The 15831-nt window shown below is 55.5% G+C and carries 17 protein-coding genes, 1 other RNA gene and 1 pseudogene; 13 read left to right on the top strand and 6 right to left on the bottom strand.

Going from position 1 to position 15831, the window contains the following annotated elements:
* The first annotated feature begins 126 nt into the window (after positions 1–126).
* Both ABLV11_RS00915 and ABLV11_RS00910 read left to right on the top strand, forming a co-directional pair.
* Complete coding sequence (locus tag ABLV11_RS00915; protein WP_064344877.1) at positions 127–495, top strand: helix-hairpin-helix domain-containing protein; 369 nt, start codon at positions 127–129, stop codon at positions 493–495.
* Positions 496–605: 110 nt separating this feature from the next.
* Positions 606–1007, top strand: a complete 402-nt coding sequence (locus ABLV11_RS00910) for a YbgC/FadM family acyl-CoA thioesterase (protein WP_024273845.1) — start codon at positions 606–608, stop codon at positions 1005–1007.
* A gap of 264 nt (positions 1008–1271) precedes the next feature.
* Here ABLV11_RS00910 and queC read toward each other — a convergent pair whose 3' ends face one another.
* Together queC and ABLV11_RS00900 are read right to left on the bottom strand one after the other, a co-directional pair.
* Entirely contained in the window at positions 1272–1967 is a 696-nt protein-coding gene (gene queC, locus ABLV11_RS00905) for a 7-cyano-7-deazaguanine synthase QueC (RefSeq protein WP_115239937.1), read from the bottom strand.
* A 66-nt stretch (positions 1968–2033) separates the two neighbouring features.
* Entirely contained in the window at positions 2034–3734 is a 1701-nt protein-coding gene (locus ABLV11_RS00900; RefSeq protein ID WP_049095964.1) for an SgrR family transcriptional regulator, read from the bottom strand.
* 126 nt (positions 3735–3860) lie between these two features.
* Between ABLV11_RS00900 and cof the strand changes: the two genes are divergently transcribed.
* A complete protein-coding gene (gene cof / locus ABLV11_RS00895; RefSeq protein WP_126488633.1) occupies positions 3861–4679 on the top strand; it encodes an HMP-PP phosphatase in 819 nt (272 codons plus the stop codon).
* 46 nt (positions 4680–4725) lie between these two features.
* Here the strand turns inward: cof and ABLV11_RS00890 are convergent, their stop codons facing one another.
* The gene (locus ABLV11_RS00890) at positions 4726–5778 is read right to left on the bottom strand and encodes a PLP-dependent cysteine synthase family protein (protein WP_004099565.1); all 1053 of its coding nucleotides are present in this window, start codon (positions 5776–5778) and stop codon (positions 4726–4728) included.
* Positions 5779–5893: 115 nt separating this feature from the next.
* Here ABLV11_RS00890 and ABLV11_RS00885 point away from each other — a divergent pair, with 115 nt between their 5' ends.
* From ABLV11_RS00885 to amtB, 6 genes are read left to right on the top strand one after another with little or no spacing between them, the layout of a single operon-like run.
* Positions 5894–6352 (top strand): Lrp/AsnC family transcriptional regulator, encoded by a 459-nt coding sequence (locus tag ABLV11_RS00885; protein ID WP_004099567.1) that lies wholly within the window; start codon positions 5894–5896, stop codon positions 6350–6352.
* Positions 6353–6394: 42 nt separating this feature from the next.
* Positions 6395–8167, top strand: coding sequence for a SmdA family multidrug ABC transporter permease/ATP-binding protein (locus ABLV11_RS00880; RefSeq protein ID WP_017146492.1), 1773 nt, complete (start codon positions 6395–6397; stop codon positions 8165–8167).
* The gene (locus ABLV11_RS00875) at positions 8160–9938 is read left to right on the top strand and encodes a SmdB family multidrug efflux ABC transporter permease/ATP-binding protein (RefSeq protein WP_004099570.1); all 1779 of its coding nucleotides are present in this window, start codon (positions 8160–8162) and stop codon (positions 9936–9938) included. The genes ABLV11_RS00880 and ABLV11_RS00875 overlap by 8 nt, the downstream gene beginning before the upstream one ends.
* On the top strand, positions 9938–10168 hold the full coding sequence (locus ABLV11_RS00870) for a hypothetical protein (RefSeq protein WP_017146490.1): 231 nt from the start codon (positions 9938–9940) through the stop codon (positions 10166–10168). Before ABLV11_RS00875 ends, ABLV11_RS00870 begins: the two co-directional genes overlap by 1 nt.
* 13 nt (positions 10169–10181) lie before the next feature.
* Entirely contained in the window at positions 10182–10520 is a 339-nt protein-coding gene (glnK, locus tag ABLV11_RS00865) for a P-II family nitrogen regulator (protein ID WP_126488636.1), read from the top strand.
* Positions 10521–10553: 33 nt separating this feature from the next.
* Positions 10554–11840: an ammonium transporter AmtB gene (gene amtB, locus ABLV11_RS00860; protein ID WP_004099575.1), complete on the top strand. Its 1287-nt coding sequence runs from the start codon at positions 10554–10556 to the stop codon at positions 11838–11840.
* A gap of 56 nt (positions 11841–11896) precedes the next feature.
* Here the strand turns inward: amtB and tesB are convergent, their stop codons facing one another.
* Positions 11897–12760: an acyl-CoA thioesterase II gene (gene tesB, locus ABLV11_RS00855; RefSeq protein ID WP_004111029.1), complete on the bottom strand. Its 864-nt coding sequence runs from the start codon at positions 12758–12760 to the stop codon at positions 11897–11899.
* A 529-nt stretch (positions 12761–13289) separates the two neighbouring features.
* On the opposite strand from tesB, the gene ABLV11_RS00850 reads away from it, so the two are divergent.
* Positions 13290–13799, top strand: coding sequence for a YbaY family lipoprotein (locus ABLV11_RS00850; protein ID WP_004099583.1), 510 nt, complete (start codon positions 13290–13292; stop codon positions 13797–13799).
* Between the two features lie 39 nt (positions 13800–13838).
* On the opposite strand, the gene ABLV11_RS00845 is transcribed toward ABLV11_RS00850, so the two are convergent.
* Both ABLV11_RS00845 and ABLV11_RS00840 read right to left on the bottom strand, forming a co-directional pair.
* Positions 13839–14150 carry an MGMT family protein gene (locus ABLV11_RS00845; protein WP_004099584.1) on the bottom strand — a complete coding sequence of 104 codons (312 nt, stop codon included), beginning with the start codon at positions 14148–14150 and terminating at the stop codon, positions 13839–13841.
* Positions 14151–14215: 65 nt separating this feature from the next.
* A pseudogene (locus ABLV11_RS00840) lies at positions 14216–14603 on the bottom strand (dTDP-glucose pyrophosphorylase).
* A 255-nt stretch (positions 14604–14858) separates the two neighbouring features.
* On the opposite strand from ABLV11_RS00840, the gene ffs reads away from it, so the two are divergent.
* The 3 genes from ffs to ABLV11_RS00825 all read left to right on the top strand — a co-directional run bounded on the left by ffs (position 14859) and on the right by ABLV11_RS00825 (position 15739).
* Positions 14859–14955: signal recognition particle sRNA small type (ffs, locus tag ABLV11_RS00835), an RNA gene on the top strand.
* 314 nt (positions 14956–15269) lie between these two features.
* A complete protein-coding gene (locus ABLV11_RS00830; RefSeq protein WP_004099591.1) occupies positions 15270–15527 on the top strand; it encodes a hypothetical protein in 258 nt (85 codons plus the stop codon).
* Complete coding sequence (locus tag ABLV11_RS00825) at positions 15524–15739, top strand: hypothetical protein (RefSeq protein ID WP_004099598.1); 216 nt, start codon at positions 15524–15526, stop codon at positions 15737–15739. The genes ABLV11_RS00830 and ABLV11_RS00825 overlap by 4 nt, the downstream gene beginning before the upstream one ends.
* Positions 15740–15831 lie beyond the last annotated feature (92 nt).

The raw sequence follows: 15831 nt of genomic DNA, 5'->3' as shown, positions 1-15831 counted from the left end.
AAGTAACGTGATGCAATTATCAAAGGCCGCTTTCGCGGCCTTTTCCATTTCTGCATTTTGCCTTTTGTACTCTTTTTCCCTCATCGCTATCGTGACCTTGCTGTCTACAAACAAGGAGATAACAGCATGAAACGAGGATTTAAAACGCTTCTTACCGTCGCCGTACTGGTTTGCGCAGCGGGAAGTCAGGGCGCTTTTGCCGCGCCTTCCAGCGGGAAGACGTCGCCGGCAACAAAGGAGAGCGTGCAGACGCCGCAGGCAAAGGCACCTGATGCGTTGAACGCGCCCGATAGCGAAGGTACCAGGGTGAGTATCAATAACGCCAGCGCCGAAGAACTGGCGAAGGGGCTGAACGGCGTTGGCCTGAAGAAGGCGCAGGCTATTGTCAGCTATCGTGAAGAATATGGGCCATTTAAAACCGTTGACGATCTTAAGCAGGTGCCGGGGATGGGCAATTCGCTGGTAGAGAGAAATCTGTCACATTTGAAGCTGTAAATTTTCTTCACAAGTTTGCACAGTCGTTATTATTTGCCAGACTGAAGAGGTCACACCAGTGGTGTGACCTCTGACCTCAAAACAACAATTAAAGATAAGGCATTTGCGCTATGCAGACACAAATCAAAGTTCGCGGCTATCATCTCGACGTCTATCAGCATGTCAATAACGCGCGGTATCTGGAGTTTCTCGAAGAGGCGCGCTGGGATGGCCTGGAAAGCAGCCCGGCCTTTCACTGGATGACCGCTCGCAACATCGCCTTTGTGGTGGTCAATATCAATATCAACTATCGCCGACCGGCGGTACTGGGCGATGTATTAACCGTCACCAGTAAGCTCGAACAGCTGAACGGAAAAAGCGGGACGCTAAGCCAGGTGATTACCCTTAACCCTAACGGCGAGGTGGTCGCCGATGCGCTTATCACTTTTGTCTGCATTGATCTAAAAACGCAGAAAGCGCTGCCGCTTGAGGGCGAACTGCGGGAGAAGCTGGAGCAGCTTGAGCCTCGCTAACAGGCCAGCCGGAGGGGGATGTCCCGGAGGCGGCGCGATGCACCTGTCCGGGCTACTTCTCCACAACCACCTGCGATCTGGTAACGCGGGCTACGCGTCCTCAGCAGCCTGCGATCCGGTAGCCCGGGCAGGCGCATCGCGCCGCCCCCGGGAGCAAGCGCACAGAAAGGGGCAGAACTATCCCCGAAGGCGCTGCTGCGTATCAGACCGGGCTATGCATCGTGAGCCGCCTGCGATCCCGCCACGCAGCCGGGAAATAACCGGCTACTGCAGTCCTGTTTTCTGCTTCATGACCGTCATCACCCCAACCTTATCGCCCAGATACTGGCGCAGCCCGTTGGCGCGGAGGTTACAGGCGGCGCACTGCCCGCAGCCGTCGCCTTTAATGCCGTTATAGCAAGTCAGGGTTTCATGGCGTACCAGGTCCAGCTGGCCCCAATAATCGGCCAGGGCCCACGTCTCGGCTTTATTCAGCCACATCAGCGGCGTCTCAAAGCGAATATCTTTCGCCATTCCCAGACTGACGGCCTGGTGCAGCGCTTTGACGAACTCATCGCGGCAGTCCGGGTAGCCCGAAAAGTCGGTCTCGCAAACGCCGGTGATGATAGCTTCCGCTTTAACCTGATACGCGTAAATGGCCGTCAGGGTTAAGAACAGAATGTTGCGACCGGGCACGAAAGTGTTGGGGATGCCGCTGGCGTCCGGTTCATAATCCGGAACCGGAATGCTATCGCGGGTCAGGCTGCTGACCGCCAGTTCGTTAAGCAGCGTGACATCAAGGACTTTGTGGGCAACGGCGCCCAGCTTTAGCGCCAGTTCGCGAGCAACGTCAATCTCCGCGCGATGACGTTGGCCATAATCAAAAGTGACGCAATGCACTTCATCATACTGTTGCAGAGCCTGCACCAGGCAGGTCGTCGAATCTTGTCCTCCACTGAAGACAACTACGGCGCGTTTCATGGTAATTCCTGACAATCGAAGTGAAGCGCATATGGTAGCGCCTGATGAAGATGACCACCAGCCCCGTCACGGCGTCGAAGCCGGTAGCCAGGCGCTGGCGAAATCAAACCAGCCTCGCGCGTTCAGGCGCAGCCCGTTGACGCCAGGCGGTGCGCTGATGCGATAATTATAATTAAACAGCGGCGTCATGATGGCATCGTCCATCAGTGTGTTAAAGACGTTGCGCAAAGCTTCGCTGCGGCTGCGTTCGTCCGGTAATACCTGAACGGCATCCAGCGTTGCCTGAAGATGCGCATATTGCGCCCCGGTCAACAAATTAGGCCACAGGGCATCGCAGCGTAGCCACTGCTCCAGCGCATAAACCGGCGCTTCGCCAATCAGGCGATCGCCCATCATCAGGTCCGCCTTCGCAAACTGCTGGCAACCATCCCAGTTTTTCGCGTCATGAAAAATTATCGTCAGCTCGCAGCCGAGTTCTGCCAGCCGTTGCCGAAGGCGCTCCGCCATGGCGTGTAGCTCTACGGGAAGGTGATAGAGCAGAGTTAGCCGTTCGGGCAGCGGTGTATCACCATTTTCTGGCCACTGCGGAATAGTCCATCCCGGCAATACTTCGTTGCTCGGCGCGATCAGGTCTTCATCCAGCGGCAGCGTTTCTAACAGACCGGAGCGATGAATCAGCGAAACCAGTCTTTGGGCCTGCGCTTTATTCAGGCGGGGGCTCTGGCGTAGCGTCAGATAGCAAAATCCAAGACTGATGCTATTGCTGACCTGGCGCAGTCTGGTCAGCTCATCAGGGTCGCCAATAGTTATCTGTACCGGATGACGACAGCTGGTGCCCAGATCCTGTTCGAACAGCTGCGGCGTGATCCAGAATTCAACGGCCTGCAGCAGCGGATGGGTGAGATGATAACGCTGATGGTTTTCCAGCCGCACCAGTTCCTGAGTAAATAGTTTCAGGCGAAATGGCCCGCTGCCGATCGCCGGATCGTCCGGATGCGCCAGCACGCTGCAGTAGCTGGCAAGGCGGAACGGTAGCCAGTAATCGGCGCGGTGCAGGGTGATAGTCAGGCACTGAGAGTGGGTGACGCTAATCTCGCTGATACTGGCGAACAGCGTACGCATCGCGGGGAGCTGCAACAGCATCAGAAGGCGCTGCTGCAGCTGTGAGGTTTTTATCGGATCGCCGTTATGCCAGAACAGGGTGGAACGAATATAAAAGTGCCAGCGCAGACCGTCAGGCGACACCTCCCAATGATGGGCTAAATCGCCTATCGGGCAGGTACTTTGCGCATCGAAACGGGTCAGGCCGGAAAATATCTCCCCTGCCAGGTGCTGCTCCGCGCGTCCCGGCATAAAACCCGGGCGCAGCGGCTCCAGCGGACGGTAATAAGGAATGCGCAGGGTAGGCGTATCGTTCTGCCATTGGCCGCCGAGAAAGGGGGAAAGCAGCGCTTTAAGCTCTACAGGCGCCAGCTGGGCCAGTTCGAGGGCGTTCTGCTGCTGTCCTTTACTTAGCGCCTGCTCCATCATTTCATTGCGCAGCGTTTCCGGCGCTTTGTAAAACTGGAGTAGCCCGCGCTTTCCGCGACCGGAGCTGGCCTTCCAGCTTAGCCAGCCGGATTCTTGCGCCTGGCGCAGCAGGGTTCGGATATGTCGTTCGCTGCAAAAGCAGCGCTCGGCCAGCTCGCCGACGGTCACCTGCTGCGGCTCGCCGGAAGAGGGTAGCCAGAGTCGCTGATACTGATGCAGACGGTTTAATAGCCTCATCGCTGTTTAGTCCTGCGGTAGATGATAAACCCGGAACAAAAAAATTTATCTATTCACTATTACTTCCGTATATCTCAGGCAATACTGCAACACAAGCAAAATCCACCACGATAGGGGGAACAGGACATGGCCAGACTGGCTGCATTCGATATGGACGGTACGCTACTGATGCCTGACCATCGTCTGGGAGAAAAAACGCTTTCGACGCTCAAACGTCTGCGCGATCGCGATATCACCCTGACTTTCGCCACCGGTCGTCATGCTCTGGAAATGCGCCACGTTATCGGCGAGTTCTCTCTGGATGCGTTTTTAATCACCGGCAACGGAACGCGCATTCACTCCCTGGAAGGTGAAGAGCTGTATCGCCGCGATCTGGCTCCCGATGTGGCGGAAGAAGTGCTGCATAGCGCCTGGGATACCGCGGCGAGTATGCATTTTTTCAACGACGGCGGCTGGTATACCGGGCAGGAGATTCCAGAAATTCTGCAAGCGCACGTCTTTAGCGGTTTTCGCTATCAGCTATACGACCCAAAGCGAATGCCGGCGCATCAGGTCACCAAAATCTGCTTCTGCGGCGATCATGACGATCTCCGGCGGCTAAGGCTGCAACTAAGTGAAGCGCTCGGCGGCCGAGCGGATCTCTGTTTTTCAGCGATGGATTGCCTGGAAGTTTTGCCCGGGGGCTGTAACAAAGGCGCGGCGCTGGCGATATTAAGCCAGCATCTGGGCCTGACGTTGCAGGATTGCATGGCGTTCGGCGACGCCATGAACGATCGGGAAATGCTAGGCAGCGTCGGGCACGGCGTGATCATGGGCAACGCGATGGAACAGCTGAAATTTGAACTTCCGCATCTACCGGTTATTGGCGACTGCCGTCATCAGGCCGTTTCCCATTTTTTGACTCATTGGCTGGATTATCCTGATCTTCCTTATTCCCCCGAATAAAGAGACCCTGCCAGCAAGCCGGATATCCTGTGATATCTGGCTTTTTTTATTTTGCCTGCAGCATTTGTGCAATTTGCGCCTGCCAGGGAGAGACGTCGCCGATATTGGCCGCCACCCACTGCGGGTTGTAGTAGCTTTCCAGATAACGTTCGCCGCTGTCGCACAGCAGCGTGACGATAGAGCCGGTGCGTCCCTCTTCGCGCATCCGTACGGCCAGCTGCAGTACGCCCCACATGTTGGTGCCGGTTGAGGCGCCGACCTTGCGCCCAAGCAGCGTTTCCAGCCATAGCGCGGTGGCGACGCTGGCGGCATCCGGTACCCGCAGCATCTCATCGACCACGTCGGGAATAAACGATGGTTCGACGCGCGGCCGGCCAATGCCCTCAATTTTACTGCCGACCGGGCTGCGCAGGCTGGCGTCGCGGCTTTGCCAGTAGTCCAAAAACACGGAGTTTTGCGGATCAACCACCAGCAGCTGCGTATCGTAACCCTGACTGCGAATGTAGCGTCCGATAGTCGCAGAGGTACCGCCGGTGCCCGCGCTCATCACAATATACGACGGCTGCGGATGCGGCTCATGGCTCATCTGACGGAAGATACTGTCGGCGATATTATTATTCCCTCGCCAGTCGGTAGCCCGTTCGGCAAAGGTAAACTGATCCATATAATGACCGTTCAGCTCGCGCGCCAGCGTTTCGGAGGCGGCATAGATTTCACAGGCGCTGTCGACGAAATGGCAGCGACCGCCGTAAAACTCAATTTGTTCAATTTTACGCTTTGCCGTACAGGAAGGCATCACGGCGATAAACGGCAGGCCTAAGAGACGAGCGAAGTAAGCTTCAGAGACGGCGGTCGAACCGGAAGAGGATTCGATAATCGTCGTTCCTTCTTTAATCCAGCCGTTGCACAAGCCATACAGAAACAGCGAGCGGGCCAGGCGATGCTTCAGGCTACCGGTTGGATGGGTGCTTTCATCCTTCAGATAGAGTTGGATCCCAGGGAACGCTGGCAGCGCCAGACGTATAAGGTGCGTGTCGGCGGAACGCTGATAATCGGCATTAATTTCACTAATCGCGTGTTTTACCCAGGCGCTGTTCATCTCAAATTCCTGTTTGTCATTTTGTGCCCAGCTTAGCGGAAATCGAAGGAAAAATTGTTGCCATTTAGCCTTTCAATTACAATAAAAGGAGTAAATTTTTCTCCTGAGGCGCCCAATGTTAGATAAAATTGATCGTAAGCTGCTTTCTTTACTGCAAACCGACTGCACCCTCTCTTTGCAGGCATTGGCCGATGCCGTTAATCTGACCACCACGCCCTGCTGGAAGCGGCTGAAGCGGCTGGAAGACGAAGGTATTCTTCGCGGGCGCGTCGCGCTGCTGGATGCGGAAAAGGTCGGGCTTGGGCTGACGGCGTTTGTACTGATTAAGACTCAGCACCACAGTAGCGACTGGTATTGCCGCTTTGTCAGCGAGGTCTCGCAGATGGCGGAAGTCCTCGGCTTCTGGCGTATGGCCGGCGAGTATGACTATCTGCTGCGGGTCCAGGTGGCGGATATGAAGAACTATGATGATTTTTATAAACGTCTGGTTAACAGCGTGCCGGGACTCTCGGATGTCACTTCGAGTTTTGCCATGGAACAGATAAAATACACCACAGCCTTGCCTATTGATTAACGGCAGCAGCCGCTACGAATTACACACTCAGGATTTAACTGCTTGCGATTATTTGCCCAACTTAGCTGGTATTTCCGCCGGGAGTGGCGCCGTTACCTCGGCGCTATTGCTCTGCTGATTATTATTGCCATCCTGCAACTGGTGCCGCCGAAAGTGGTGGGCATCGTGGTTGACGGCGTAACAAAACAACATTACACCGCGGAAAAGGTGTGGATGTGGATTGGCCTGCTGGTCGTTATTGCGGTGATGGTCTATCTGCTGCGCTATGTCTGGCGCGTGCTGTTGTTCGGTGCATCGTATCAGCTGGCCGTCGAGCTACGTGAGGATTTCTATCGCCAGCTCAGCCGCCAGCATCCGGCCTTTTACCTGCGCCACCGTACCGGCGATCTCATCGCTCGCGCAACCAACGACGTGGATCGGGTGGTGTTCGCCGCCGGTGAGGGGGTGCTGACGCTGGTGGATTCACTGGTGATGGGTTGCGCGGTGCTGATTGTGATGTCGACGCAAATCAGCTGGCAGCTCACTCTGCTGGCGCTGCTGCCGATGCCGCTGATGGCGCTGGCGATTAAGCGTAACGGCGATGCATTACACGAGCGTTTTCGCGTCGCTCAGGCGGCCTTCTCCAGCCTCAATGACCGCACCCAGGAGAGCCTGACCAGCATTCGCATGATCAAAGCTTTTGGTCTTGAAGACCGACAGTCGGCGCAGTTTGCTGCCGACGCTGCGGATACCGGGGCGAAAAATATGCGCGTGGCGCGCATTGATGCTCGCTTCGATCCGACGATTTATATCGCTATCGGGACCGCTAACTTGCTGGCCATCGGCGGCGGCAGCTGGATGGTGATCCAGGGCAGCCTGACCCTGGGTCAGCTCACCAGCTTTGTGATGTACCTCGGCCTGATGATCTGGCCAATGCTGGCTCTGGCATGGATGTTTAACATCGTGGAGCGCGGCAGCGCGGCCTACGCGCGCATTCGCACCATGCTGGAGGAGGCGCCGGTAGTGAACGACGGCAGCGAGCCGACGCCGGAAGGGCGCGGTACGCTTAGCGTCGCCGTGCGCGAGTTTATCTATCCGCAGGCGAACAAGGCCTCGCTGGAAAAAGTTAACTTTACGCTCCAGCCCGGGCAAATGCTGGGAATTTGCGGCCCAACCGGCTCCGGTAAGAGTACGATTCTGGCACTGATTCAGCGTCATTTTGACGTTACCGATGGCGATATCCGCTTTCATGATGTTCCCCTGACCCGACTGCAGCTGGATAGCTGGCGCGCCAGGCTGGCGGTAGTCAATCAGACGCCGTTCCTGTTCTCCGATACCGTCGCCAGCAATATTGCTCTCGGTAAACCGGACGCCACGCAGGAGCAAATCGAACGCGTTGCCCGGCTCGCCAGCGTGCATGAGGATATCCTGCGCCTGCCGCAGGGGTATAACACCGAAGTCGGAGAGCGCGGCGTTATGCTTTCCGGGGGGCAAAAACAGCGTATTTCCATCGCCCGCGCGCTGCTGCTGGAGGCGGAGATCCTGATCCTTGATGATGCGCTGTCGGCGGTGGATGGTCGAACGGAGCATCAGATATTGCACAACCTGCGCCAGTGGGGTGAGGGGCGGACGGTAATTATCAGCGCTCATCGCCTGTCGGCGTTGACCGAGGCCAGCGAAATTCTGGTGATGCAGCATGGGCATGTTGCCCAGCGCGGTCGTCATGAGGCGCTGGCGACGCAGCCGGGCTGGTATCGCGATATGTACCGTTATCAGCAGCTGGAAGCGGCGCTGGATGATGTTCCGCTGGAAGATGAGGAGGTCGCCGGTGCGTAGTTTTACTGAACTCTGGCCGACATTAAAGCGCCTGCTGGCCTACGGCTCTCCGTGGCGTAAACCGTTAACGATAGCGGTTGCTATCATGTGGGTCGCGGCGGTGGCGGAGGTGAGTGGCCCGCTGCTGATCAGCTACTTTATCGACAATATGGTGGCGAAGAACTCGCTGCCGTTGAAGCTGGTCTGCGGCCTGGCCGCAGCCTACATCGGCCTGCAACTCCTCGCCGCGGGTCTGCATTACTGCCAGGCGCTGCTGTTTAACCGCGCGGCGGTGGGCGTGGTGCAACAGCTGCGCAGCGACGTCATGGACGCCGCCCTGCGTCAGCCGCTCAGCGAGTTTGATACCCAGCCGGTCGGGCAGCTCATCTCGCGGGTGACCAACGATACCGAAGTGATTCGCGATCTCTATGTGACCGTCGTGGCTACCGTCCTGCGTAGCGCGGCTTTGATTGGCGCGATGCTGGTGGCGATGTTCAGCCTTGACTGGCGAATGGCGCTGGTGGCTATCGCTATTTTCCCGGCAGTACTGATCGTGATGATGATTTATCAACGCTACAGTACGCCCATCGTCAGGCGGGTTCGCGCGTGGCTGGCGGATATCAACGACGGTTTTAATGAAGTGATTAACGGAATGGGCGTTATTCAGCAGTTCCGTCAGCAGGCGCGGTTCGGCGAACGGATGCGCGAGGCCAGCTACGCGCACTATCTGGCGCGTATGCAAACTCTGCGCCTTGATGGTTTCCTGCTGCGCCCGCTGCTGAGCCTGTTCTCTTCGTTAATTCTCTGCGGTCTGTTGATGCTGTTTGGTTTCAGCAGCAGCGGAACGATTGAGGTTGGGGTTCTGTACGCTTTTATTAGCTATCTTGGACGACTAAACGAGCCGCTGATCGAACTGACGACCCAGCAATCAATGCTGCAGCAGGCGGTCGTCGCGGGCGAGCGCGTTTTCGAACTGATGGACAAACCGCGTCAGGCGTGGGGCGACGATAGCGAACCGTTGCGCAGCGGCTCGATTACTATCGAGCATCTCTCTTTTGCCTACCGCGACGATAGCCTGGTGTTACAGGATATCAATCTCGACATACCGTCGCGCAGCTTTGTGGCGCTGGTCGGCCATACCGGGAGCGGTAAAAGCACCCTGGCCAGCCTGATGATGGGCTACTACCCGTTAACTCAGGGAGAGATTCGCATCGATGGTCGTCCGCTGTCGTCCTTAAGCCACAGCGCGCTGCGTCAGGGGATTGCGATGGTGCAGCAGGATCCGGTGGTGCTGGCTGACACCTTCTATGCCAACGTTACCCTCGGTCGCGACATCAGCGAAGAGCAGGTCTGGGAGGCGCTGGAGGCGGTACAGCTGGCGGAGCTGGCCCGTGAAATGGAAAACGGTATTTATACTCAGTTGGGCGAGCAGGGGAACAATCTCTCCGTTGGGCAGAAACAGCTGCTTGCGCTGGCGAGGGTGCTTGTCGATACGCCGCAGGTGCTGATACTTGATGAGGCGACGGCTAATATTGATTCTGGCACCGAGCAGGCGATTCAGCAGGCGCTTGTACGGGTGCGCGAGCATACGACGCTGGTGGTCATTGCGCACCGCTTATCGACTATCGTTGAGGCTGACACGATCCTGGTGCTGCATCGGGGTCAGGCCGTCGAGCGCGGCAATCATCAGCAGCTGCTGGCGGCCAAAGGCCGCTACTGGCAGATGTATCAGCTGCAGCTGGCGGGCGAAGAACTAGCCGCCAGCTCGCAGGAAGAGTCGCTTATCGCCTGATGCACCATAAACAGGCAGCTTCTGCTTTGCGGTTTCCGGTGGTGCAAAAACGTCACAGTACGCGCACTGAAATGGTGCAATTTAAGGCTAAAGCGGCGTTTTGCCGCTTCGTTTCCGCCAGATTCTTCTTTTTCCTCCTCAAAAAGGGCCGCCTGGCGGCCCTTTTTCATTTCTGGCATAGCCCTTGCTTTATTAGATTCGTGTTAGCTGCGGCCATTACCGAATTCTGACTGGAGGGGACTTATGAAGCTGGTTACCGTGGTAATCAAACCATTCAAACTGGAAGACGTGCGTGAAGCATTATCTTCAATGGGGATTCAGGGCCTGACGGTCACTGAGGTTAAAGGGTTTGGCCGTCAGAAAGGCCACGCGGAGCTCTATCGCGGCGCCGAATATAGCGTCAATTTTCTGCCGAAAGTGAAGATTGACGTCGCGATTGCCGACGATCAGCTGGATGACGTCGTCGATGTCATCAGTAAAGCGGCTTACACCGGAAAGATTGGCGACGGCAAAATTTTTGTCGCCGAGCTGCAGCGCGTCATTCGCATCCGTACCGGCGAATCTGACGAAGCGGCACTGTAACTTTCAGACCACACAGTGATGGGGAACGAAACAATGAAGATAGCAACAATGAAGACAGGTCTGGGAGCGCTGGCTCTTCTTCCGGGGCTGGCGATGGCCGCACCGGCGGTAGCGGATAAAGCCGACAACGCCTTTATGATGATTTGCACCGCGCTGGTGCTGTTTATGACCATTCCGGGCATCGCGCTGTTCTACGGCGGGCTAATCCGCGGTAAAAACGTTCTTTCCATGCTGACGCAGGTTATCGTCACCTTTGCACTGGTCTGCGTGCTGTGGGTGGTTTATGGCTACACGCTGGCTTTCGGTACCGGCGGCAGCTTCTTCGGCAACTTCGACTGGGTGCTGCTGAAGAATATTGAGCTGAAAGCGCTGATGGGCAGCTTCTATCAATACATCCACGTTGCCTTCCAGGGCTCGTTTGCCTGTATCACCGTCGGCCTGATCGTCGGCGCGCTGGCGGAACGTATTCGTTTCTCTGCGGTACTGATTTTTGTTGTGGTGTGGATGACGCTTTCTTATATCCCGATCGCCCATATGGTATGGGGCGGTGGTCTGCTGGCTACCCACGGCGCGCTTGATTTCGCCGGCGGAACGGTTGTACACATTAACGCCGCGGTTGCCGGGCTGGTGGGCGCTTATATGATGGGTAAACGCGTGGGCTTTGGTAAAGAAGCGTTCAAACCGCATAATCTGCCGATGGTATTCACCGGCACCGCTATCCTCTACGTTGGCTGGTTTGGCTTTAACGCGGGTTCAGCCAGCGCGGCGAACGAAATTGCCGGTCTGGCTTTCGTTAACACCGTGGTTGCCACAGCGGCGGCTATCCTGGCGTGGACCTTCGGCGAGTGGGCAACCCGCGGCAAGCCGTCGCTGCTGGGCGCCTGTTCAGGGGCGATTGCCGGTCTGGTCGGCATCACTCCGGCCTGTGGTTACATCGGCGTCGGCGGGTCTCTGATCGTGGGAATTGCAGCGGGTCTGGCGGGTCTGTGGGGTGTCACCGTACTGAAGCGCTGGCTGCGCGTTGATGACCCGTGCGATGTGTTTGGCGTCCACGGTGTCTGCGGTATCGTCGGATGCATCCTGACCGGTATCTTCGCCGCGACTTCTCTGGGCGGCGTCGGTTATGCGGAAGGCGTGACCATGGGCCACCAGGTTCTGGTACAGCTGGAAAGTATCGGTATCACCATCGTCTGGTCCGGCGTGGTCGCCTTTATTGGTTACAAAGTCGCCGATATGACCGTTGGCCTGCGCGTACCGGAAGATCAAGAGCGTGAAGGTCTGGACGTCAACAGCCACGGCGAAAACGCCTACAACGCATGATAAATTGGGTCATCTCCTGAAGCGACAAAGCCTCCCTCTCGGGAGGCTTTGTTTTTTTAGGCGTTGCGGTTACGCATGACGCCTTCCTGTACTGTCGACGCTACCAGCGTACCGTCCTGCGTATAGAACTCGCCGCGGACAAAACCGCGCGCGCTGGAGGCGGAGGTGCTTTCTACGCTGTAAAGCAACCAGTCGTTGATGTTGAACGGGCGATGGAACCACATTGAGTGATCGATGGTGGCCACCTGCATTCCCGGTTCCAGAAAACCGACGCCGTGCGGCTGCAGCGCAACGGGAAGGAAATTGAAGTCAGAAGCGTAGCCCAGCAGAGACTGATGGATGCGCAGATCTTCCGGTACAGCGCCGTTGGCGCGGATCCAGACCTGACGCGTCGGTTCTGCAACGTGACCTTTCAGCGGGTTGTGGAATTCAACCGGGCGAATCTCCAGCGGCTTATCGCAAAGAAATTTCTCTTTGACCTGCGGCGGCAGCAGATGGGCCAGCTTGCGGGCGATGTCCGTTTCAGAGGGCAGCGCATCCGGCGCGGGGGCTGCTGGCATGGTTTTCTGATGTTCGTAGCCGGGTTCTGGCGCCTGAAATGAGGCGGTCATGTAGAAAATCGGCTTCCCGTTCTGAATCGCCGCCACCCGGCGGGCGCTGAAGCTATTGCCGTCACGCAGGACTTCAACATCATAGATGATGGGTTTCTGGCTGTCGCCGGGACGCAGGAAGTAGCTGTGAAACGAATGGATCAGGCGTTCTGCGGGGACGGTCTCCTTTGCCGCATATAGTGCCTGACCGACCACCTGGCCGCCAAAGACCTGACGTAATCCCAGATCCTCGCTCTGCCCGCGGAACAATCCCTCTTCGATTTTTTCCAGATTTAACAATGCCAGCAGATTGGTTAATGCCTGACTCATAATTACCCTCAATCAATGATGACTGCCTTGCGCAGCGCGTTATTGAGGCAAAGTATAACCTGGAATCGTAAGTGGTCCGATGGGTGCAATAAACTGAATAGGGACGTTTTTTCCGACGTAAATCTCCCAGGCTGCGGGATTGTTAGTTATGGATGGTTGCAACTATTCATCGCCTGTTGGTTTCAGAACCCCGCGCGAGCTTTCGTGGCGGCCAACCCGTAAACGGGGAAGAGGCGCCATCTTCACTCTTGTGAGCCGAGGCTACGCGCCAGACGAGATGATTCATTTGCTTTTAGCTGCTTCCGGCAGGTGGTAATAACCCCTGTTTCCGGCCGACAGAGGATCCCCAGAAAGCGGCATTATGCTCACCGTATCACTTTTGCTGCCGGGACGTTGCAGGCAGTAATAATCTGAATATGGCGCTTTTCCGGGCGAAAATTGAGAACTGTGCCACACTTATTCATGGTGAAAATGTTTCGCCGCATTGCATTGCGGTCGAACATGCTCAAAGGGATGAAAGGAGAAAAGAATGAAATTTGCCTATATGTTAAGTGCTATAGCCGTAGCGGCTACGTTGTCTGCCTGTGCGAATAATCACAACAGCAATGCAGCGAACCAGGCGGCGCCCGATCCTTATGGCATTGCTTCACTAAGCTCCTCGCAGCAGCAGCCTAACGTATCCGGGACTATCAATATTCGCCAGCGCGTGGCGTTACCGCCGGACGCAGTATTGACCGTAACTCTGTCGGATGCGTCGCTGGCCGATGCGCCTGCGCACGTGCTGGCGCAAAAAGCGGTCAGGACCGAAGGGAAGCAGGCGCCGTTTAATTTTGTTCTGCCCTATAACCAGGCGCAAATCCAGCCTAATGCCCGCATTCTTCTCAGCGCGGCGATTACCGTTAACGGTCAGCTGATGTTCATTACCGATACCGTACAGACGGTGATTAACCAGGGCGGCAACCGTGCCGATCTGGTGCTGGTGCCGGTCCAACAAACGGCGGTACCGGTGGCGAACAACAACGTTCCGCCCGTGCAGTAACTCCACATCATGCCCCTTCTCAGGGGCATTTTTTTGTCTTCAATAAATCCAGCGGTAGTGCTGTAGATCAATATGCCCACTGCCTGACACCTGGACTCCCTCCGCTAATAGCGCCTGGCGTTGACGCTGCAGGTCCGGCCCGGTGAGAGAGATATCGCCGTGACGGTTGACCACCCTATGCCAGGGGAGAGTGGAACCTTCCGGCAGACGTTTTAATACCCCACCAACCTGACGCGCCGCGCGCGGTGAACCCGCCAGCTGAGCAACGTCGCCGTAGGTCGCCACGCATCCTTCTGGTATTGAGGCGACAATTTGCCAGACGCGCTGCGGAAAAGTATCGTGAGAATCCATGGAAGGTCCTGTTGCCGGTAAAAGTTCAGAATAAGCGTTACATCATGGGCTGTACAGCGGGTGGATTAAGCCGGGTTTACTACGGTGAATTCCAGCGCCAGACCTAGCATACTATGGGCATTTTCATGCGGCGTATTGGTTAGCAAGGCTTCAAGAAACTTTGGGCGTTAATCATCAGTTTGGCGCGCGTGGCCGGGAGCTTAAGGGGTGATATCGGATACACCACGAGACCGCTGGCTTCGATGGGAAGTTTACGTAATTCAGCGTGCTGAAGGACGCCAGAAGTTGAGTAGAGCAGCGCAACCGGGGGGACGGCCAGCAGCTGATTAGCGCTAATCGTGACAAAATCAATGAGCAGTCCCGGACGCAAAAAATGTAAACCGTGGAAGGGCACAGACACTTCAGGAATTGGCGGCATTGTCAGGGTGGTGATGAACGCGGTGATTCACTCATTTATATTCCGTTGAGATAGTGCCTTGATGATAAAAGGGGCGGTGAATAATCCACATTATGGCTGCCGGAAAGGATTTTCGCTGAGAGTGTGCTCGCAATCTCTTGAGGGGCGCGGGATCATTTACCGTGAAAAGCCTGTGGAGACGCGACTTTGCACAATAAACCAGCACCCGATCGGCGGTGGCTTGCAATTCAAGGATTCAGCAGGGATAATGCGCCAGCGCGTTAGGTAACTAGCGCTCTCAATGGGGGCTCTGTTGGTTCTCCCGCAACGCTACTCTGTTTACCAGGTCAGGTCCGGAAGGAAGCAGCCAGAGCAGACGACGTGTGTGCCGGGATGTAGCTGGCAGGGCCCCCACCCATTTCAGCGTATCCCTGGCGCGATTCGCACAAATCAGCTGCTTCATATCCCCTTCATGGTTAATATCCTTAATTAAAGTGTGAATTTATTTCGTTTCTAAAACTCCACTTTTTTATGCTAAAAATTCACTGCGTCATAAATTTGAAATTTAAGTGAAATATTATTGTCATCTTAATGTCATATATCAGGTGCAGATTACTGGTGGGAAACTGTTGTTAGATATAAGCTAAAAATATATCTCTGGATCAGCATGTTAAGTTCGTGTATTAGTTATATGATGATTATATTTCACGGGAAGCGTGACTATGACTACTGTGGTTCTGAACGTCAAAATTGATAGTGAGTTAAAAGAAAAGCTGCGTCAGTATGCGGAAGAAAATAACGAAAATTTAGGAACAGCTACGGAGAAACTACTGCTGCTGGCCTTCCAGGTAGCGGAATCAGCAGACGAGGCGGGGGTTTCGGAAGAAGATATTGATAGCCAGCACACCGAAGAGGAAGCATCTCCATTAACCCCTAAAGAAATCAAGGCATTACGTAAACTCCTGAAGAAGAAAAAATGAAACAACAACTCTCTACAGCCAGCAACTATAGCGAAGCGTGCGCCATGCTGCGTTCCGGCTATGTGAAGCATGTACGCCTGAACTGGAATATCGGTAGTGATGAGTTCTTTCGCATTGCCTCCGACTGGTGTGACACGGGCGCAAAAATTAAAAAAGATGAAGACGGTTTTATTATTTCCCTTAAAGGTTTTCCGATTCCGCGACAGCATTAATGAAAATATTTCATTTTTGTCATCGGACTGACACGACACGAAGACAAACTTGAAGCGCAATTTTATAAAAACATCTCATATGCATCACGGAT

The organism is Klebsiella sp. GW_Kp181 (assembly GCF_040062315.1).
Classification (GTDB): Bacteria; Pseudomonadota; Gammaproteobacteria; order Enterobacterales; family Enterobacteriaceae; genus Klebsiella; species Klebsiella oxytoca.
This window is presented reverse-complemented; position numbering and strand designations above follow the sequence as displayed.